Origin of the sequence: Rhizobium sp. X9, from assembly GCF_018873185.1 — a bacterium.
Taxonomy (GTDB): domain Bacteria; phylum Pseudomonadota; class Alphaproteobacteria; order Rhizobiales; family Rhizobiaceae; genus Agrobacterium; species Agrobacterium oryzihabitans.
In genome coordinates, this window is the sequence record NZ_CP071312.1 from 769,506 (window position 1) to 787,422 (window position 17,917).

17 protein-coding genes are annotated in these 17,917 nt (G+C 59.4%); 7 read left to right on the forward strand and 10 right to left on the reverse strand.

The window, feature by feature from the left end; all coding sequences use genetic code 11:
* The 8 genes from JZY08_RS18450 to JZY08_RS18485 form a co-directional block, all read right to left on the reverse strand.
* Positions 1 to 1,545 carry a glycerol-3-phosphate dehydrogenase gene (locus tag JZY08_RS18450; protein WP_216333053.1) on the reverse strand — a complete coding sequence of 515 codons (1,545 nt, stop codon included), beginning with the start codon at positions 1,543 to 1,545 and terminating at the stop codon, positions 1 to 3.
* Between the two features lie 176 nt (positions 1,546 to 1,721).
* Positions 1,722 to 2,138, reverse strand: coding sequence for a methylmalonyl-CoA epimerase (mce, locus tag JZY08_RS18455; RefSeq protein WP_216333055.1), 417 nt, complete (start codon positions 2,136 to 2,138; stop codon positions 1,722 to 1,724).
* A 13-nt stretch (positions 2,139 to 2,151) separates the two neighbouring features.
* Positions 2,152 to 4,293, reverse strand: coding sequence for a methylmalonyl-CoA mutase (scpA, locus tag JZY08_RS18460; RefSeq protein WP_216333057.1), 2,142 nt, complete (start codon positions 4,291 to 4,293; stop codon positions 2,152 to 2,154).
* 146 nt (positions 4,294 to 4,439) lie between these two features.
* The gene (locus tag JZY08_RS18465; RefSeq protein ID WP_216333059.1) at positions 4,440 to 6,443 is read right to left on the reverse strand and encodes an acetyl/propionyl/methylcrotonyl-CoA carboxylase subunit alpha; all 2,004 of its coding nucleotides are present in this window, start codon (positions 6,441 to 6,443) and stop codon (positions 4,440 to 4,442) included.
* Between the two features lies 1 nt (position 6,444).
* Entirely contained in the window at positions 6,445 to 7,284 is an 840-nt protein-coding gene (locus tag JZY08_RS18470; RefSeq protein WP_216333061.1) for an Abi-alpha family protein, read from the reverse strand.
* Between the two features lie 37 nt (positions 7,285 to 7,321).
* The gene (locus JZY08_RS18475) at positions 7,322 to 7,699 is read right to left on the reverse strand and encodes a hypothetical protein (RefSeq protein WP_003497414.1); all 378 of its coding nucleotides are present in this window, start codon (positions 7,697 to 7,699) and stop codon (positions 7,322 to 7,324) included.
* Between the two features lie 105 nt (positions 7,700 to 7,804).
* Entirely contained in the window at positions 7,805 to 8,701 is an 897-nt protein-coding gene (gene yghU / locus JZY08_RS18480) for a glutathione-dependent disulfide-bond oxidoreductase (protein WP_082185485.1), read from the reverse strand.
* Between the two features lie 102 nt (positions 8,702 to 8,803).
* Positions 8,804 to 10,336 carry an acyl-CoA carboxylase subunit beta gene (locus JZY08_RS18485; protein WP_216333063.1) on the reverse strand — a complete coding sequence of 511 codons (1,533 nt, stop codon included), beginning with the start codon at positions 10,334 to 10,336 and terminating at the stop codon, positions 8,804 to 8,806.
* Between the two features lie 118 nt (positions 10,337 to 10,454).
* On the opposite strand from JZY08_RS18485, the gene JZY08_RS18490 reads away from it, so the two are divergent.
* Positions 10,455 to 11,873: a short-chain fatty acyl-CoA regulator family protein gene (locus JZY08_RS18490; RefSeq protein ID WP_216333065.1), complete on the forward strand. Its 1,419-nt coding sequence runs from the start codon at positions 10,455 to 10,457 to the stop codon at positions 11,871 to 11,873.
* A 6-nt stretch (positions 11,874 to 11,879) separates the two neighbouring features.
* On the opposite strand, the gene JZY08_RS18495 is transcribed toward JZY08_RS18490, so the two are convergent.
* Complete coding sequence (locus tag JZY08_RS18495; RefSeq protein WP_216333067.1) at positions 11,880 to 12,536, reverse strand: DNA-3-methyladenine glycosylase; 657 nt, start codon at positions 12,534 to 12,536, stop codon at positions 11,880 to 11,882.
* 38 nt (positions 12,537 to 12,574) lie between these two features.
* Between JZY08_RS18495 and gluQRS the strand changes: the two genes are divergently transcribed.
* Positions 12,575 to 13,474, forward strand: coding sequence for a tRNA glutamyl-Q(34) synthetase GluQRS (gene gluQRS / locus JZY08_RS18500; RefSeq protein ID WP_216333069.1), 900 nt, complete (start codon positions 12,575 to 12,577; stop codon positions 13,472 to 13,474).
* On the opposite strand, the gene JZY08_RS18505 is transcribed toward gluQRS, so the two are convergent.
* Positions 13,442 to 14,356, reverse strand: coding sequence for a YihY/virulence factor BrkB family protein (locus JZY08_RS18505; protein ID WP_216333071.1), 915 nt, complete (start codon positions 14,354 to 14,356; stop codon positions 13,442 to 13,444). The genes gluQRS and JZY08_RS18505 overlap by 33 nt on opposite strands.
* A 181-nt stretch (positions 14,357 to 14,537) precedes the next feature.
* On the opposite strand from JZY08_RS18505, the gene JZY08_RS18510 reads away from it, so the two are divergent.
* The 5 genes from JZY08_RS18510 to JZY08_RS18530 all read left to right on the forward strand — a co-directional run bounded on the left by JZY08_RS18510 (position 14,538) and on the right by JZY08_RS18530 (position 17,900).
* Entirely contained in the window at positions 14,538 to 15,371 is an 834-nt protein-coding gene (locus JZY08_RS18510; RefSeq protein WP_216333073.1) for an SDR family oxidoreductase, read from the forward strand.
* Positions 15,372 to 15,387: 16 nt separating this feature from the next.
* Positions 15,388 to 15,585, forward strand: coding sequence for a twin transmembrane helix small protein (locus JZY08_RS18515; RefSeq protein ID WP_003497428.1), 198 nt, complete (start codon positions 15,388 to 15,390; stop codon positions 15,583 to 15,585).
* Between the two features lies 1 nt (position 15,586).
* The gene (locus tag JZY08_RS18520; protein ID WP_216333076.1) at positions 15,587 to 16,165 is read left to right on the forward strand and encodes a cob(I)yrinic acid a,c-diamide adenosyltransferase; all 579 of its coding nucleotides are present in this window, start codon (positions 15,587 to 15,589) and stop codon (positions 16,163 to 16,165) included.
* A 32-nt stretch (positions 16,166 to 16,197) separates the two neighbouring features.
* Entirely contained in the window at positions 16,198 to 16,971 is a 774-nt protein-coding gene (locus tag JZY08_RS18525; RefSeq protein ID WP_216333078.1) for a rhomboid family intramembrane serine protease, read from the forward strand.
* Positions 16,972 to 17,153: 182 nt separating this feature from the next.
* The gene (locus tag JZY08_RS18530; protein ID WP_216333080.1) at positions 17,154 to 17,900 is read left to right on the forward strand and encodes an electron transfer flavoprotein subunit beta/FixA family protein; all 747 of its coding nucleotides are present in this window, start codon (positions 17,154 to 17,156) and stop codon (positions 17,898 to 17,900) included.
* Positions 17,901 to 17,917: the final 17 nt, after the last annotated feature.

A 17,917-nucleotide genomic window follows, 5' to 3' on the forward strand; every position in this document is an offset into this window, starting at 1 on the left:
TCAGGCCTGTTCAGCCAAAGCCGCAGCCTTTTCCGGGACGCCAGTCAACATGGAAACGAATTCGCCCAGAATGGCGGCTTCATCCCTGCTCAACCGCAGGCCCTGTTTCGTGCGTCGCCAGAGAATATCCTCGGCGGTGAAGGCCCATTCGCGCTCCACCAGCCAGCGCACTTCGCATTCGTAAAGCGTGCCGCCGAAATGCCGGCCGAGGCCGGAAACATCGGAGGCGGTTCCGAGCAGGTCCGCCGCCTTGGTGCCGTAGTTTCTGATGAGCCGCTCAGCATGGCGACGGTCAAGGAATGGGTAATTGCAAAGAAGCGACGTTACCTGGGCTTCATATCTCTCAACGCCGAAATCGCCGCCCGGCAGGTGGGAACCCGCCGTCCAGGGCTTGCCCTTTTCGCCGATAGCCGCGCCGATCTTTTCCAGCGCATGTTCCGCCAGCCGCCGATAGGTGGTGAGCTTGCCGCCAAAAATGTTGAGAAGCGGCGCTTCGCCTTCTGCCTCTTCAACTTTCAGCACGTAATCGCGCGTGGCTTCCTGCGCTTTCGAAGCACCATCATCGAAAAGCGGCCGCACGCCGGAATAGGTCCAGACGATATCGTCGGAGTTCACCGGCTCGCTGAAATATTCGCTGGCGGCATTGCAGAGATAGGAAATCTCGTCCTCGGAGATGCGCACCTTGGCGGGATCGCCCTTGTAGTCGCGGTCAGTGGTGCCGATCAGCGTGAAATCCCGCTCATAGGGAATGGCGAAGATGATGCGGTTATCAGGGTTCTGGAAGAAATAGGCGCGCGGATCGGAAAACTTTTTGCGCACGATGATGTGGCTGCCCTGCACGAGGCGGACATTGTGCACATCGTTGCGGCCGAACACACCAGACAGGACATTATCCACCCACGGGCCGGCGGCATTGACCAGCATGCGCGCTTTGTGCGTGACTGAGCGGCCGGTTTTTTCGTCCAGCGTTTCGATAAGCCACAGACCGCTTTCGCGATGGGCGGAGACGACCCGCGTGCGGTTCATGATCGTCGCGCCGCGATCCGCCGCATCGCGCGCGTTGAGGACAACGAAACGGGCGTCGTCCACCCAGCCATCGGAATATTCGAAAGCCTTGGCAAAAACCGGCTTCAGAGGCTTGCCCGCCGGATCCTGCCTCAGATCAAGCGTGCGGGTCGGCGGCAAGAGCTTGCGGCCGCCGAGATTGTCATAAAGAAACAGACCGAGCCGGACCATCCACGAGGGACGCACGCCGCCCTTCTGGATGGGCAGAACGAAGCGCATGGGCCAGATGACGTGCGGGGCCATGGCCCACAGGATTTCACGCTCCATCAGGGCTTCTCGCACCAGACGAAACTCGTAATGTTCGAGATAACGCAAGCCGCCATGGATGAGCTTGGTGGCAGCGGACGAAGTGCCGGAGGCAAAATCGCCCTTTTCGGCAAGCGCCACGGAATAGCCTCTGCCCACCGCATCGCGGGCAATGCCGCAACCGTTGATGCCACCACCGATGACAAAAAGATCGAATATGTTTTCGCCGGACATAAGGCCTCCACGACAGCGCCGGGGGATCATTTTCCCCATCGTTGAAAGACGACTGCCATAAAAGCGAAAATAAAACGAATGTCAAAAGAAAACAAACGAAACCGCATTCCAGGCATGGACGATCGACCGCCTGCCACTGCCGAACCGCATGGCCAGTGTGTTACGGGGTCTGTGTTTCAGCCATGTGTCGGGGAAACCTGCTCCAGCTCGTAGAGCACGCCGCCCATGTCCTTCGGATGCAGAAAGAGAACGGGATTGCTATGCGCGCCGATCTTCGGCTCGCCATCGCCCAGAATGCGGATGCCTTTTTGGACGAGATCGTCTCGGACCGCCAAAATATCCGGCACCTCAAAGCACAGATGGTGCGTGCCGCCGCCCGGATTTCTTTCGAGGAAGGCGGCAATCGGTGAATTTTCCCCGAGCGGATGAAGAAGTTCGATCTTGGTGTTTTCCGCCTGGATGAAAACCACCATCACGCCGTGTTCCGGCAGGGATTGCGGCTCCGAGACCCTTGCACCAAGCGCCCTGTAGCGGGCAATGGCGGCCTCAAGATCGGGCACGGCGATGGCGACGTGGTTCAATTTTCCGAACATGGCCGTCTTCCCCTCACGCGTTGCGCCTGACACCTTCGAGCAGGTCGAGAACCCTGTTGGCCGCTTCCATGACATTGGTGCCGGGACCGAAAATCGCCGAAACGCCGTGATCGAGCAGGAACTGGTAATCCTGGCGCGGAATGACGCCGCCAACGACGACGATGATATCGTCTGCGCCCTTCTGCTTCAGCGCCTCGACCAGTTGTGGCGCAAGCGTCTTGTGACCGGCGGCAAGTGACGACATGCCGACCACATGCACCTTGTTGTTGACGGCAAGATCGGCCGCTTCCCCCGGCGTCTGGAACAACGGCCCGGCCAGCACATCGAAACCGATATCGCCAAAGGCAGACGCGATGACTTTCGCTCCACGATCATGCCCGTCCTGCCCGAGCTTGGCCACCATGATACGCGGTTTGGTGCCGATCCTTTCGCTCACGCCGGAAAGCCGGGCGGCGAGCGTGGCAAGCTCCGGCTCGTCCCTGTAGGCCTCGCCGTAGATATCGCTCACCACTTCCGGCACGGCAGCATGATCGCCGAATACCACACGCAGCGCATCGGAGATCTCGCCAACCGTGGCACGGGCGCGGGCAGCGACAACGGCAGCTTCGAGAATATTGCCCTTGCCGCTGCGGGCGACTTCAGACAGTGCCGCCAGCGCCCTGGAAACGTCCCCGCCGTCACGGCGGCGTTTGGTGTCCTCAAGGCGGCGGATCTGCGCGGCGCGCACTGCGGCATTGTCGATATCGAGAACGTCGATATCTTCTTCGGTTTCCAGACGGTAACGGTTGACGCCGACGATCACTTCCTCGCCCTTGTCCACCGCGGCCTGACGGCGCGTCGCCGCCTCCTCGATCAGTCGTTTCGGCAGGCCTTCCGCCACCGCCTTGGTCATGCCGCCAAGCGCCTCCACCTCCTCGATCAGCGCCCAGGCCTTCTGCGCCAGTTCATCCGTCAGGCTTTCGACGTAATAGGAACCGGCAAGTGGATCGACGACTTTCGTAACGCCCGTTTCATGCTGGAGGATAAGCTGGGTGTTGCGCGCGATGCGGGCAGAAAATTCCGTCGGCAGGGCAATGGCCTCATCAAAGGAATTGGTGTGCAGCGACTGCGTGCCGCCGAGCACGGCGGACATGGCCTCGAAGGCGGTGCGGACGATGTTGTTATAGGGATCCTGTTCCTGAAGCGAGACACCGGATGTCTGGCAATGGGTGCGCAGCATCAGCGACGAAGCCTTTTGCGGCTGGAACTCTTCCATGATGCGTGACCAAAGGAAACGTGCGGCCCGCAGCTTTGCCGCCTCCATGAAGAAATTCATGCCGATGGCGAAGAAAAACGACAGGCGGCCGGCGAAATCATCGACATTCAGCCCCTTGGCTAGGGCGGCCCGCACATATTCGCGACCATCCGCCAGCGTGAAGGCCAGTTCCTGCACCAGCGTCGCACCCGCTTCCTGCATGTGATAGCCGGAAATGGAGATGGAATTGAACTTCGGCATCTCTTTCGCGGTATATTCGATGATGTCGGCGATGATCCGCATCGAAGGTTCCGGAGGGTAGATATAGGTGTTGCGAACCATGAACTCCTTGAGGATATCGTTCTGGATGGTGCCGGAAAGGGCGGCGCGCGAAACGCCCTGCTCTTCCCCCGCCACGATGAAATTGGCGAGAACCGGAATGACGGCCCCGTTCATGGTCATGGACACCGAGACCTTTTCGAGCGGTATGCCGTCGAACAGGATTTTCATGTCCTCGACACTGTCGATCGCCACGCCTGCCTTGCCGACATCGCCTTCCACCCGCGGGTGGTCGCTGTCATAACCGCGATGGGTGGCGAGATCGAAGGCCACGGAAACGCCCTGCTGGCCGGCGGCAAGCGCCTTGCGATAAAATGCATTGGAGGCTTCCGCCGTGGAAAAACCGGCATATTGGCGGATGGTCCACGGCCGCCCGGCATACATGGTGGCGCGCGGGCCGCGCGTGAAAGGCGCAAAGCCCGGCAGGTTTTCAAGATGGGAAACCTTTTGCAGATCATCGGCCGTGTAAACCGGTTTGACCTCTATGCCTTCGGGCGTGTGCCAGACCAGTGAATCCGGTGAACGCTTCAGCTCCTTTTCGGCAAGCTGCAGCCAGTCCCGCACCGTTTTTTCACCCGACATGCATCTCTCCCCTTCTGCATTTCATTTTTCCGCACTGTGGCGGGCAATCGTGACCGAAATCCAGCGATCCGCCTTGCCGGTCAAAACCAACCGACCCCGTAAACCGCTCCAGCCCTCATCCGTTCCTCAAAAGACAGGATCGAGCGTCACTCGAATTCGAGGATGACCTCATCCACGGCGAGGCTGTCGCCCGGTTTTGCCGATACTTTGGCGACGCGGCCGCGTTTTTCCGCACGCAGGATGTTTTCCATCTTCATGGCCTCCACCGTCGCAAGCGCCTGGCCGGCCTCCACCTCGTCGCCTTCGCCAACGGAGATACCGGTGATGACGCCGGGCATGGGGCAGAGCAGCAGTTTCGACGTATCCGGCGGCAACTTTTCCGGCATCAGTAATGCCAGTTCTGCCACACGCGGGCTTCGCACATGGGCAAGGATATCCATGCCGCGCCAGCGCAGGCGAACCGCCGCACCGGCAAGATCGACCTTGGCGGCGATCACCTCACCGGCCACCGTGAACAGACCAAGGCTGCGGCCCGGAAGCCAGCCGGTGTCGACGCTCAGCGCCGCACCGTCTTCAAAACGGATTGCCGTGCCATCCGTATCGGTTTCCAGGCTGACGCTCCGATGGGATTTTCCGAACGAAACGACCCAGTCCTGACCGACGATGCGGCGATGATTGCCGATGGTGCCGGAAATTTCCACCGCGCGGTTTTGAAGTCGCTGGTGGATGACGGTGGCGATGGCCGCAAGTTTGCATGCGGAGGCCTCATCCGGCTCGACCCCGGAAAAGCCCTCCGGGAATTCCTCGGCAATGAAACCCGTCGTCAGGCGACCGGCCCGGAAGCGCTCATGCTGCATGACGGCCGACAGGAACGGCAGGTTGTGGCCGATGCCCTCAACTTCGAAGCGATCCAGCGCCTGCCCCATGGCATCGATGGCGGTTTTACGATCATGACCCCAGCTACACAGCTTGGCGATCATCGGATCATAATACATCGAGATTTCGCCGCCTTCGAAGACGCCGGTATCGTTGCGGATGATGGTGCCGTTTTCCTGCTCGCCTTCTTCCGGCGGGCGATAGCGCGTCAGCCGGCCGATCGACGGCAGGAAGTTGCGATAGGGATCTTCGGCATAAAGCCGGCTTTCGATCGCCCAGCCGTTCAGCTTCACATCTGCCTGCCCGAAGGAGAGTTTTTCTCCGGCTGCGACGCGGATCATCTGCTCGACCAGATCGATGCCTGTGACGAGTTCCGTCACCGGATGCTCCACCTGCAGACGGGTATTCATTTCCAGAAAATAGAAATTGCGCTCGCCGTCGACGATGAACTCAACCGTTCCGGCCGAATGGTAACCGACTGCCCTCGACAGAGCCACGGCCTGCTCACCCATGGCCTTGCGCGTCGCCTCATCGAGAAAGGGCGACGGCGCTTCCTCGATGACCTTCTGGTTGCGGCGCTGGATCGAGCACTCACGCTCACCGAGATAAAGGATACTGCCGTGTTGATCGCCCAGCACCTGAATTTCGATATGGCGCGGCTGGGTGACGAATTTCTCGATGAAGATGCGGTCATCGCCAAAGGAGGATTTCGCCTCGTTTTTCGAGGACTGGAAGCCCTCGCGCGCCTCGGCATCGTTGAAGGCAATGCGCATGCCCTTGCCGCCGCCACCGGCCGAGGCCTTGATCATCACGGGATAACCGATCTGCGATGCGATCCTGACTGCCTCGTCAGCATCCCCGATCAGACCCATATGGCCGGGCACGGTGGAAACGCCGGCTTCCGCCGCCAACTTCTTGGAGGTGATTTTGTCGCCCATCGCCTGGATGGCTCCGACCGGCGGGCCGATGAAGATGACGCCCGCCTTTTCCAGCGCCTCGGCAAAGGCGGCATTCTCCGACAGGAAACCGTAACCCGGATGCACCGCATCCGCTCCGGTCTTCTCGATCGCCTCAAGGATTTTATCGATGACGATATAGGACTGCGACGAGGGTGCGGGGCCGATATGAACGGCCTCGTCCGCCATCTTTACATGCAGCGCATTGGCATCCGCATCCGAATAGACCGCAACCGTTGCGATGCCCATCTTCTTCGCCGTTTTGATGACCCGGCAGGCGATCTCGCCGCGATTGGCAATGAGGATTTTCTTGATCATATCAACCCCTATGACACGCCTGCATAAGGCTTCGACCAACTTGCGAAAAAGAGTAAAATTCTGCGGAGCAGCGATACTCACCTATGAAGGGAGCGAGGACCGTGAAGGTTGTGTCGTCTTTTCTAAGGACACCTATTGAAACACACTTTTCCAGCGTCACGACGTCGATACTGGACGAAACAAAAATATTGTCATCGCTTACAGACGGAAAACTGAACCGAGAAATTACAACGCCGCGTGACGGCGCACTTTCGAGCAAGTTTGACACGCCCTGTCGAATTGCAGCTTCATAGCGTTCGGTACTGGCACTCGTCTCCCCAACTGCATCGATAATGATTCCCATCACGAAGTCCCGAGCACTAAAGGCAGCACCGATAAAAGAAGATACATCTCCCCACAGTCTATTTAATAGATCGGCCTCTGCTGGTGTCATTTTTGATAGAAAATCGATGTAAAGAGGATGCTGGGCGTCTTTATCTGACATTGCGCCAGCCAATAAACCTGCCCACCAATCGACTAAACTCGATTTCGTGGATTCATACGAAGCTTTTTCTAAAAACGGCACAAGGAATTTAAGTTCTAATGGAACCTTGGGTTTCAAAAGCTCTAGGCGCTTATTGGCTCTCTGAGCGATTTCAAAGAGAACATCTTCGCGTTGAAGTCTAATTTGATCCGCCTTTAAACCCCTTGCCTCGCTAAACGGACGAAAAATGTCGGTGACCATTTCCACAAAATGGCCGGAGGCTTCCGCTGGAATCTCTGTTTTTATTTGCGCAGACAACTCGGCTTTCGCACTTACACCTACGTCGAATTTAACAGGCAGCCCGATGTCGGTTGTCATTTATCCCCGCTTTCTACCAAAGATTTTTAGGCTGCACTCAAATCTCGAAAAAATTCTCAAACGATTCCGGAAAATTCTGCCGGGCGACACGTTCGTCAATGACAAGCATCGCCTGATATGAAACGGGATCGAAGTTCTTTTCCGCCGGCACGACCTCGCGGCCGAACAGCAGGTTGAGACGGGCGGCATCGAGATTGCCGCGCTCGAAAGGCTCGGCACCGAAATGGTGCCAGAGCGAGTGCAGGAAGGCCGCATCGATACGATGCTCCTTGGAATCGTCCCGCGCCCTGCGGGGTATCACCTTGATCGGCGTTACCCCTTTGGGATTGGCGCGGCGGATGGTGAACTGGACGCCCGTGCTTGGCATGCCGGAGGGAAATCCCTTGTGTTTGGTCATTTCGGGCAGGTTCGCCATCTCTAGTCCTTCCAAAGCATTTCCAGTAAGAGCGGGTCCGCTTTTACGTCAGGACAATGCATCAATTCAAATAGTTAGAGCGTTTTCAGCGCTCTGGTCTTCTCGTTATGCCTTGCCGATTTTATCCTGCGTCTTCGTCTCGAAGTCGGAGGCATCGTGGCGTTCATGCAATTGTTCGGACGGATCGCCTGAGGTTTTGTTAACGATCACACCGCGCTTGACCGCCGGGCGTTCGCCGATTTCAAGCGTCCAGCGCATGAGGTTCTTATAACCATCCGCTTCGAGGAAAGCACCCGCATCGCCATAGGCCTGACCAAGCGCGATCTTGCCGTACCAAGGCCAGACGGCCATGTCGGCGATTGTATATTCCGAACCGGCCAGATAGCGGTTATCGGCGAGATGACGATCCAGCACGTCGAGCTGGCGTTTCACTTCCATGGCGTAACGGTCGATGGCGTATTTGATCTTCACCGGCGCATAGGCGTAGAAATGGCCGAAACCGCCGCCGAGGAAGGGGGCGGAACCCATCTGCCAGAACAGCCAGTTCAGCGCCTGCGTGCGGGCATTGCCCTCTTTCGGCAGGAAAGCGCCGAATTTTTCCGCGAGGTAGACGAGGATCGAGCCGCTTTCGAAAACGCGGGTCGGCTCAGGGGTCGAATGATCCATCAGCGCCGGGATCTTGGAATTCGGATTGACGCCGACAAAACCGGAACCGAACTGGTCGCCTTCGCCGATCCTGATCAGCCATGCATCATATTCGGCGCCCTTGTGGCCGGCAGCCAGCAATTCCTCGAGCATGATCGAGACCTTCTGGCCGTTCGGCGTCGCCAGCGAATAAAGCTGCAACGGATGTTTGCCGACCGGCAGTTCCTTTTCATGGGTGGGACCGGCGATCGGGCGGTTGATATTGGCAAACTGGCCGCCATTGCCCTTGTCCCAGGTCCAGACCTTGGGCACTTCATATCCGGCGGGGAAATTATCTGCGGAGGAATTCTCGGCCATAAAAATCTGTCCTTGTGTGTTTCGGGAGGGCATCCGAACATCCGGGCGCCTGAACAAACATATAGTAAGGTGGCCGAAGCAATTTTCCAGCCCCGGAGCAGGTCAGAGCGGAATAGTGTCGTGTTTCTTCCAGCGGGTTTCCACGCTCTTGCCGCGCAGCGAGGCAAAGGCCCGGGCGATGCGGCGACGCGAGGAATGCGGCATGATGACCTCATCAATGAAACCGCGCTCCGCCGCCACGAAGGGGTTGGCAAAACGCTCCTCATATTCCCTGGTGCGCGCGGCGATCTTCTCCGGATCGGAAAGCTCGGAACGATAGAGAATTTCCGCCGCACCCTTCGCACCCATGACAGCGATTTCCGCCGTCGGCCAGGCATAGTTCACATCCGCACCGATATGTTTCGAGGCCATCACGTCGTAGGCGCCGCCATAGGCCTTGCGGGTGATCAGCGTCACCATCGGCACCGTCGCCTCCGAATAGGCGAAGAGAAGTTTCGCGCCGTGCTTGATGACGCCGCCATATTCCTGCGCCGTTCCGGGCAGAAAACCCGGCACATCCACCAGCGTCAGCAGCGGAATGTTGAAGGCGTCGCAGAAACGCACGAAACGCGCCGCCTTGCGGGAGCTATCGATATCGAGGCATCCCGCCAGCACCATCGGCTGGTTGGCGACGACACCCACCGTTTGACCTTCGAGACGAATAAATCCGGTGATGATGTTGCGGGCAAAGGCTTCCTGCAACTCAAAGAAATTGCCCTCATCGGCCAGCGCGTGGATCAGTTCCTTCATGTCGTAGGGCTTGTTCGAACTGTCTGGGATCAGCGTATCGAGACGCGCCTCCAATCGTGCGGGGTCGTCATGAAACGGTCGGACGGGCGGTTTTTCGCGGTTATTCAGCGGCAGGAAGTCAAACAGCAGCCGCACATGCTCCAGCGTCTCGATGTCGTTTTCATAAGCGCCATCGGCAACAGAGGATTTTTTGGTGTGGGTGGAAGCGCCACCCAACTCCTCAGCCGTGACGATCTCGTTGGTCACGGTTTTCACCACATCCGGCCCGGTCACGAACATGTAGGAGGTATCGCGCACCATGAAGATGAAATCGGTCATGGCAGGTGAATAGACCGCACCACCAGCGCAAGGCCCCATGATGACGGAGATTTGCGGCACGACACCGGAGGCGATGACGTTCCTCTTGAAAACGTCGGCATAACCGCCGAGCGAGGCGACACCCTCCTGAATTCTGGCCCCGCCGGAATCGTTAAGGCCGATCACCGGTGCGCCGTTACGAACCGCCATATCCATGATCTTGCAGATCTTCTGGGCATGGGTTTCCGACAGCGAGCCGCCGAGAACGGTGAAATCCTGGGAAAACACATAGACCTGCCGGCCGTTGATGGTGCCCCAGCCGGTGACGACGCCATCCCCCGCCACCTTCTGTTCCGCCATGCCGAAATCCACCGCCCGGTGGGTAACGTACATGTCGTATTCCTCGAAGGACCCTTCATCCAGAAGCACATCGATGCGCTCGCGCGCCGTCAGTTTGCCCTTGGCATGCTGCGCCTCGATGCGCTTGACGCCACCGCCAAGTCGCGCTTCATCGCGGCGCGTCTGCAATTGCTCCAGAATGCTGGGCATGTTTCCTCCATGCGTTTCCTCAAAATCAATAGCTTAGAAAACATTCTCCTAGAAGCCTTGATCGTGCGCGTATGCGTGCCATAAATATTTGCAATATTTAATTTTGCAAAGTTGCAACATGGCGACGGAAAAACTCTTCATCGGCCGCAAGGTCCGCGGCCTTCGCGAAAATGCCCGCGCCACGCAGGCGCAATTCGCCGAACGGCTCGGCATTTCCGCGAGCTACCTGAACCAGATCGAGAATAATCAGCGCCCGGTTTCGGCCAGCGTTCTGGTGACGCTGGTGGAAAAATTCCAGCTAGACATGGCGGAACTGGCAACGGGCGAAAGCGACCGGCTGGTTTCCGCCGTGCGCGAGGCCCTGAAAGACCCACTGTTCATGAATTACGAGCCGGGGCTGCAGGAGCTGAAGCTGATTGCCCAGAACGCGCCGGGCTTTGCCCATGCGCTTTTGCGCGCCCACCAGGCCTACCGGCAAAACAGCGAGCAGCTGGTGCAGCTTGACGACAGGCTGGGGCGGGGAACCGCGCAGGTGGAAAGAACACCCTATGAGGAGGTGCGCGACTTCTTCCACTTCGTCGACAATTACGTCGCCGAAATCGATCTTCTGGCGGAGGAGCTTGCGGACGAACTGGAGATAGAGGGCGGTGAGACCTATGGCATTCTGGCGGCCCACCTGCGCAGCCGTTACGGTGTCCACATCACCAGAATAGAGGCGGCTGGCGGGTTGATCCGGCATTTCGATCCGGCTGGGAAAACACTCGCGCTCAGTTCCTATCTGGCAGCACCAACCCGCTGTTTTCAGCTGGCGCTTCAGATTGCCCAGCTTCATGCGGGAGCGACGGTGGACAGAGTGCTGGCCGCCTCCGGTTTCCGCAGCGCGGAAGCCGCGGAAATCTGTCGCATCGGCCTTTACAATTATTTCGCCGCCGCCCTCATCCTGCCCTATGGCCAATTTCACCGGGCAGCGCAGGAGCTGCGCCACGATCTGGAACTTCTGGCCGTTCGCTTCGGCGCGAGCCTCGAACAGGTGGCCCACCGGCTCAGCACCCTGCAACGCCCCGGACAGAAAGGTGTCCCGATCTTTTTCGCCAAGATCGATCGTGCCGGCAACATCACCAAACGCCACAGCGCCACAAGGCTGCAATTTGCCCGTTTCGGCGCGGCCTGTCCGCTCTGGAACATCCACCAGGCCTTCGAAAGCTCCGACAGGATCGTGCGCCAGCTGGCGGAAACGCCTGACGGCGTGCGTTATCTTTCCATCGCCACCCAGATCGAAAAAGCGGGCGCCGGTTTCAACACGGACAGGCCACGTTATGCCATCGCGCTTGGCTGCGAAATTTCCCACGCGCAGAATTTCGTTTATGCCGATACGCTCGATCTCACCAATACCGCCTCCTTCAAGCCCATCGGCGTTTCCTGCCGGGTCTGTGAAAGGGTGGAGTGCGTGCAGCGCGCCGTACCGCCGCTGAAACGCAAGCTGCATTTCGATCATCTTTCGCGCGGAGCCCTGCCCTACAGTATCGCCGATTTTTGACCCCGTTCAGGGCAGAGGCACCATGGCGCGCCGCATGATATTGGCGTAGTAGCCCCAGAAAAGCCGCGCGGCCACGGAGCGCCATGGCGACCAGATTGTTGCCCGCTCCGCCAGCCATTTCGCTTCTGGCCTGACCTCCAAGCTTAGCGCATGAGCCACCGCCGATCTCAGCGCCACATCGCCGACCGGAAAAATATCCGGATGACCGCCGCAGAACATCAGATAGACCTCCGCCGTCCACGGGCCGATACCGCGAAGCGCAACCAGCTCGGAAAGGGCCGCACGCCCCTCCTTGCGCACCACGCCGTCAAGATCGATCTGCCCTTCCGTGACAGCGCGCGCCAGCCCTTCCAGCGTCGTCGCCTTGGCCCGCGAAAGGCCGAAAGTGGCGCGCAATTCCTCGGGTACGCCGAGATAATTTTCCGCCGTGACCACGCCGCCGGTGCCGGCAAGAATACGCGCCCATATGGCATTGGCGCTGGCGCGCGACACCATCTGCGAAACGACGATATGGGCAAGGCCGGAAAAGCCGGGCTCATGAATGCGCAGTTCCAGCGGACCGGCTTTTTCGATGACGAGGCCGAGAGCCGGATCGAGGTGGGCGAGATGCTCCAGCCCCTCGCTGATGTCATCCATCCCGGTAATGATTTTCATGTCCGTCATTCCATATGCCGCCAGCCGCTGGCGGGGTGCTTTAAAACATGGCAGAAGAAACCATGCCTTCGCCTCTCCGTCAAAAACCGGTTTACCGTTTTGCACCAAGTCCCAATGGCCTGCTGCATCTCGGCCACGCGCTTTCCGCCTTCCTGAACCAGGATATGGCGCGAGACAATGACGGCCGCTTTCTGCTGCGTATCGAGGATATCGACCAGACACGCTGCACACCGGAGCTGGAACAGGCAATCTATGATGACCTTGGCTGGCTGGGTCTCGACTGGGAGAAACCGGTGCGGCGGCAATCGGAGCATTTCGATGAATACCGCGTGGCGTTGGACAGGCTGATCGAGGCAGGGCTCGCTTACCCTGCCTTTCTGAGCCGGGGAGAAACCAAGGCAATCGTTCGTATTTTCGAGGCGGAGGGAGGGATCTGGCCGCGCGATCCCGATGGCGCGCCGCTTTATCCGGCCATGGACCGCGAGAGGCCAAGGGCGGAGCGGGATGCGCTGCTCGCCTCCGGCCGTCCGCACGCCTGGCGGCTCAACATGGAAAAGGCGATCCGCACCGCCGGCATCCCTCTATTATGGGAAGAGAGCGGCGATGGCGAGGCGGGGCAGATCGAGGCCCTGCCCGCGCTTTGGGGCGATGTGGTACTGTCGCGTTCCGACGCGCCGTCGAGCTATCATCTTTCCGTTGTGATGGATGATGCGCTACAGGGCATAACCCATGTGGTACGCGGCATGGATCTCTACCACGCCACCGCCATTCACCGGCTGCTGCAACACCTGCTGGACTTGCCGCAACCGGCTTACCACCATCACCGGCTGATCTTGGGCGCGGACGGACGCAAGCTCTCGAAAAGCGAAGGCAGCACCGGCCTTTCGGCCCTTCGCGCCGAAGGTGCGTCGCCCTCAGATATCCGCCGGCTTGTCGGGCTCGTCTAGCACCTGCTCGCGGCGCGCGCTGCTGCTGATATTGCGGCGGATGATCTGCCGGACCTTGTATTTCATGAGCGCGGCATTCACCTCCGCTCCCAGCATGAAGATGACGCCCACCATGTAAAGAAACACCAGCACCACCATGACCGAGGCGAGACCGGCATAGGTGGCGGCATAGTTTGCGAAGGTGGAAAGGTAATAGGCAAAGATCGCAGCGCCGATGACCCAGAATATCATCGTCAGCAGAATGCCGGGCCAGACATCCCAGATGCGGCGCTTGCCGGCCGGAAGCCACAGATGCGCCGCAACAAGCCCCGCCGTCAGCACCACGATGGTGCCGTAAAGACCGAGGCTGGAGACCGTGTTCAGCACATCCGTCAGCCAGGGAAAACGCTGCTCGGCAAAAGACATGGCAACCGGCACGGCAACGAGCACGATGCTGATGCCGGTAAAAACCACCACCGCAATCAGCACGTAAAGCAGGCTGAGCAGGCGGGTGATATACCACCACCGCGTTTCGGTGACGCGATAGGCGCGGTTCAGTGAAATTCTCAGCGCCTCGACACCGTTGGACGCAAAATAGGCGGCTGCCAGCACCGAAATCGTCAGCAGCCCGCCGCGCGGAATGGTCAGAACCTGCTGCACCTGCGCCGCGAGCGGACCGGCAATGGCTTCCGGCCAGGTATCGAAAATAAGATGCACTGCCGTTTCGGAAAACTGGTCCGCGCCCAGAAAACCGGCAAGCGCCGTGCCGAAGATCAGGAAGGGGAACAGCGCCAGCAGAATGGAAAGCGCCATATGGCTCGCCATCGCCCAGCCGTCATCCTCGGCGAAATGGGAATAGGCATCGAAGGCAACCTTGCCTGCCAGGCGCACTGCGGCAACCATGTCACCTCCATTCATCGGCATTTCATTTGTAACTTCGTCGCGAATATGGGAAATCAGCTCCGCTTTGTACAGCGCACAGACCTGCCTTTCGGTTCCCGATGGAACAGGATTTTGCGCAATTCAATTTTCACGGGCCAGACCATCGGGCCACAGCAACATTCGGCTTCCCGGAGCGGCAAAGATGTCTGAAAAACCCGTCATCATCATCACAGGCTGCTCCTCGGGCATCGGCGCCCATTGCGCCGGCGCGCTCCACCGCGACGGCTGGCGGGTCTTTGCCACCGTGCGGCGTATCACTGACATGGCAGCACTGGAAAATCAGGGCATCGAAACCCTGATCATGGACTACACCAAACCGGAAACCATCGCCGCGCTTGTGGAAACGGTGGCGGCCAGAACCGGCGGCCGCATCGACGCGCTCTTCAACAACGGCGCCTATGGCCAGCCGGGCGCGGTGGAAGATCTGCTCGTCGAGGCGCTGCGCCAGCAATTCGAAACCAACGTCTTCGGCTGGCACGACCTGACGCGGCGGGTCATTCCGTTCATGCGCAAGCGCGGTTCAGGGCGCATCGTGCATTGCTCCTCCATTCTCGGCCTCGTTCCCTATCGCTATCGCGGCGCCTATACCGCATCGAAATTCGCCATCGAGGGACTGGGCGTTACCCTGCGCATGGAGCTTCAGGGCAGCGGCATTCATGTGAGCCTGATCGAACCGGGTCCGATCACCTCGAAATTCACCGCGACCGCGCTTGCCCACATCAAGGGCAATATCGATCTGGAGAACTCGGCCCATGCGGCGGAATACAAACGGCAGCTGGCACGGATGGACGGTTCCGGCCCGGTCAGCCGTCACAAGCTCGGCCCCGATGCCGTCTACGCCGTGCTGAAACATGCCTTGACCGCCGCAAGGCCCAAGCCGCATTATCCCGTCACCGTTCCAGCCAAACAGGGGCTCTTGCTGAAACGGCTCTTGCCTGCCGGACTGTTCTATCGTCTGTTGCGCAGGTTCGATTGAGGAGGAATCACCCCGCATGTCCGGCTTCACCACCGTTCTCGCCCTTATTGTCATGGGCCTTGTCGTCATCGTGCTGATACGCGGCCTGTTCAACATGCTGAAGGGGCAGGACGCCAACCGTTCCAACAAGCTGATGCAGCTTCGCCTTCTCCTGCAGGCCATCGCCATCGTGCTCATCATGCTCACCCTGTGGCTCACCGGCGGCGGCCGCTGATATGGTGAAACTGAACAAGATCTACACCCGCACCGGCGACAAGGGCACGACGGCGCTGGTTTCCGGCCCGCGCCGCCTGAAACACGATCTTCGCGTCGAGGCCTATGGCACCGTGGACGAGACGAATTCGGCGATCGGCGTGGCGCGGCTTCATACCGGCGGAATGGAAAAGCTGGATGCGATGCTGTTCCGTATCCAGAACGACCTCTTCGATCTGGGCGCCGATCTCGCCACCCCGGATAGCGGCGAACCGCTCTCCTATGAACCGCTGCGTATCGTTGAAAGCCAGGTCACGCGGCTGGAAAACGAGATCGACGACCTTAACGCCACACTTGAACCGCTGACCTCCTTCGTGCTGCCGGGCGGCAATGCGGCGGCGGCCAATCTGCACCTGGCGCGCACCATCTGCCGCCGGGCGGAACGGCTGATGGTGGAGCTTTCGGTCACCGAGGCCGAAATCGTCAGCCCGGCGGCCATCAAATATGCCAACCGCCTGTCCGACTTCCTGTTCGTTGCCGCCCGTTTCGCCAATGACGCGGGCAAGGCCGACATATTGTGGGTTCCCGGCAAGAACCGCTGAAGCGCCTCGATTGCGCAACCGAAGGGCATTCGATGTTCATACCGCTGCACGATGCGAATTCCCTCAAACACATCCGGCTGCAATATGTCACGATCGGCCTGATCGTGGTCAATGTGCTCGTCTGGCTGTTTACCGGCGTGCTTGCCAGTGACGTCCAGGCCAATGCCGCAGCGCTCGGCCTCGGCTTCATCCCGGCGGTGGTGTTCGATTACGCCTATCTGGAACCTGCCCTGCAGGTGGTGCCGGATGATCTGACCGTCATAACCTATGCGTTTCTGCATTTGGATTTCTGGCATCTGGCCGGAAACATGCTGTTCCTGTGGGTCTTCGGTGATAATGTCGAGGATGCGCTCGGCCACTTCCGTTTCCTGATCTTTTACATCGCCTGCGCCATCGCGGGTGCACTGTTACACGGCTTTGTCGCCCCCACCTCCGAAGGCCCGCTGATTGGCGCGTCCGGCGCGGTTTCCGGAGTCGTCGCGGCTTATTTTCTGCTGCATCCCAGGGTGCGCGTCTGGGTGCTGGTCTTCATGCGTATTCCACTTCCCCTGCCCGCCTTCATTCCGCTGGCGCTGTGGATCGGCCAGCAGTTCCTGATGCTCGCACTCGGGCTGGAAGAAAACGTATCCTGGGGCGCGCATGTGGGCGGCATATTGGCAGGTGCGATCATGGTGATCTTCATGCGCAGGCCGGACGTTCCCCTGTTCGACCGCACCATTGTTCCGCCAAGGGCGGCGCAGTTCAAGAATCCGTCGCAAACGACAGGGTTGTCGCAAACCGAACGGGGCTATGACGGGAGCGGATGAGCCCTTGACGGAGAGATAACGTATTTACGTTAACGTCAACGTAAGATATGCCTTGCGTGCATGTGATAATGAACATTGCTCCGTTGTAATTGCGGGAAAAATGCTTATCCATGTCGCCAACCTGTTTTTGGAGGTCCGCGCGGTTCATCGCCTCGCGGACAGGAGTTTGAGGAAAGCCACCGATGAAGATCCTTGTCCCCGTCAAACGAGTTGTTGATTACAACGTCAAGATCCGCGTGAAGGCGGATGGTTCAGGCGTTGAGCTCGCCAATGTGAAGATGTCGATGAACCCGTTCGACGAAATCTCGGTGGAAGAGGCGCTTCGCCTGAAGGAGCAAGGCAAGGCCGAAGAGGTTGTGGTCGTGTCGATCGGCCCGGCCAAGGCGGAAGAGACGCTGCGCACGGCGCTCGCCATGGGTGCCGACCGCGCCATCCTGATCGAGACCGACGAAGCGGTCGAGCCGCTGGCCGTCGCCAAGCTTCTGAAGGGCGTGGCGGAGGCCGAACAGCCCGGCCTCGTCATCGTCGGCAAGCAGGCGATCGACGACGATTCGAACCAGACCGGCCAGATGCTGGCGGCGCTGCTGGGCTGGGGCCAGGGCACCTTCGCCTCCAAGGTCGAGCCGTCCGACGGCAAGGTTGCGGTGACGCGTGAAGTCGATGGCGGCCTGCAGACGGTGGAGTTGAAGCTTCCCGCCGTCGTCACCACCGACCTTCGTCTGAACGAGCCGCGTTATGCCTCGCTGCCGAACATCATGAAGGCGAAGAAGAAGCCGCTCGACAAGAAGGCTCCGGCCGATTTCGGTGTCGATGTTTCGCCGCGCCTGAAGGTGTTGAAGACCGAGGAGCCGGCAGGCCGCAAGGCGGGCATCAAGGTCGGCTCGGTTGCCGAGCTGGTCGAAAAGCTCAAAGCCGACGGCGTCCTCTAAGGTTTCGGAAAAGGGAG

Coding starts and splice junctions, on each gene's coding strand:
- JZY08_RS18450 (WP_216333053.1), bottom strand. CDS start 1,545: ATGTCCGGCGAAAACATATTCGATCTTTTTGTCATCGGTGGTGGCATC.
- mce (WP_216333055.1), bottom strand. CDS start 2,138: ATGTTCGGAAAATTGAACCACGTCGCCATCGCCGTGCCCGATCTTGAG.
- scpA (WP_216333057.1), bottom strand. CDS start 4,293: ATGTCGGGTGAAAAAACGGTGCGGGACTGGCTGCAGCTTGCCGAAAAG.
- JZY08_RS18465 (WP_216333059.1), bottom strand. CDS start 6,443: ATGATCAAGAAAATCCTCATTGCCAATCGCGGCGAGATCGCCTGCCGG.
- JZY08_RS18470 (WP_216333061.1), bottom strand. CDS start 7,284: ATGACAACCGACATCGGGCTGCCTGTTAAATTCGACGTAGGTGTAAGT.
- JZY08_RS18475 (WP_003497414.1), bottom strand. CDS start 7,699: ATGGCGAACCTGCCCGAAATGACCAAACACAAGGGATTTCCCTCCGGC.
- yghU (WP_082185485.1), bottom strand. CDS start 8,701: ATGGCCGAGAATTCCTCCGCAGATAATTTCCCCGCCGGATATGAAGTG.
- JZY08_RS18485 (WP_216333063.1), bottom strand. CDS start 10,336: ATGCCCAGCATTCTGGAGCAATTGCAGACGCGCCGCGATGAAGCGCGA.
- JZY08_RS18490 (WP_216333065.1), top strand. CDS start 10,455: ATGGCGACGGAAAAACTCTTCATCGGCCGCAAGGTCCGCGGCCTTCGC.
- JZY08_RS18495 (WP_216333067.1), bottom strand. CDS start 12,536: ATGACGGACATGAAAATCATTACCGGGATGGATGACATCAGCGAGGGG.
- gluQRS (WP_216333069.1), top strand. CDS start 12,575: ATGGCAGAAGAAACCATGCCTTCGCCTCTCCGTCAAAAACCGGTTTAC.
- JZY08_RS18505 (WP_216333071.1), bottom strand. CDS start 14,356: ATGGTTGCCGCAGTGCGCCTGGCAGGCAAGGTTGCCTTCGATGCCTAT.
- JZY08_RS18510 (WP_216333073.1), top strand. CDS start 14,538: ATGTCTGAAAAACCCGTCATCATCATCACAGGCTGCTCCTCGGGCATC.
- JZY08_RS18515 (WP_003497428.1), top strand. CDS start 15,388: ATGTCCGGCTTCACCACCGTTCTCGCCCTTATTGTCATGGGCCTTGTC.
- JZY08_RS18520 (WP_216333076.1), top strand. CDS start 15,587: ATGGTGAAACTGAACAAGATCTACACCCGCACCGGCGACAAGGGCACG.
- JZY08_RS18525 (WP_216333078.1), top strand. CDS start 16,198: ATGTTCATACCGCTGCACGATGCGAATTCCCTCAAACACATCCGGCTG.
- JZY08_RS18530 (WP_216333080.1), top strand. CDS start 17,154: ATGAAGATCCTTGTCCCCGTCAAACGAGTTGTTGATTACAACGTCAAG.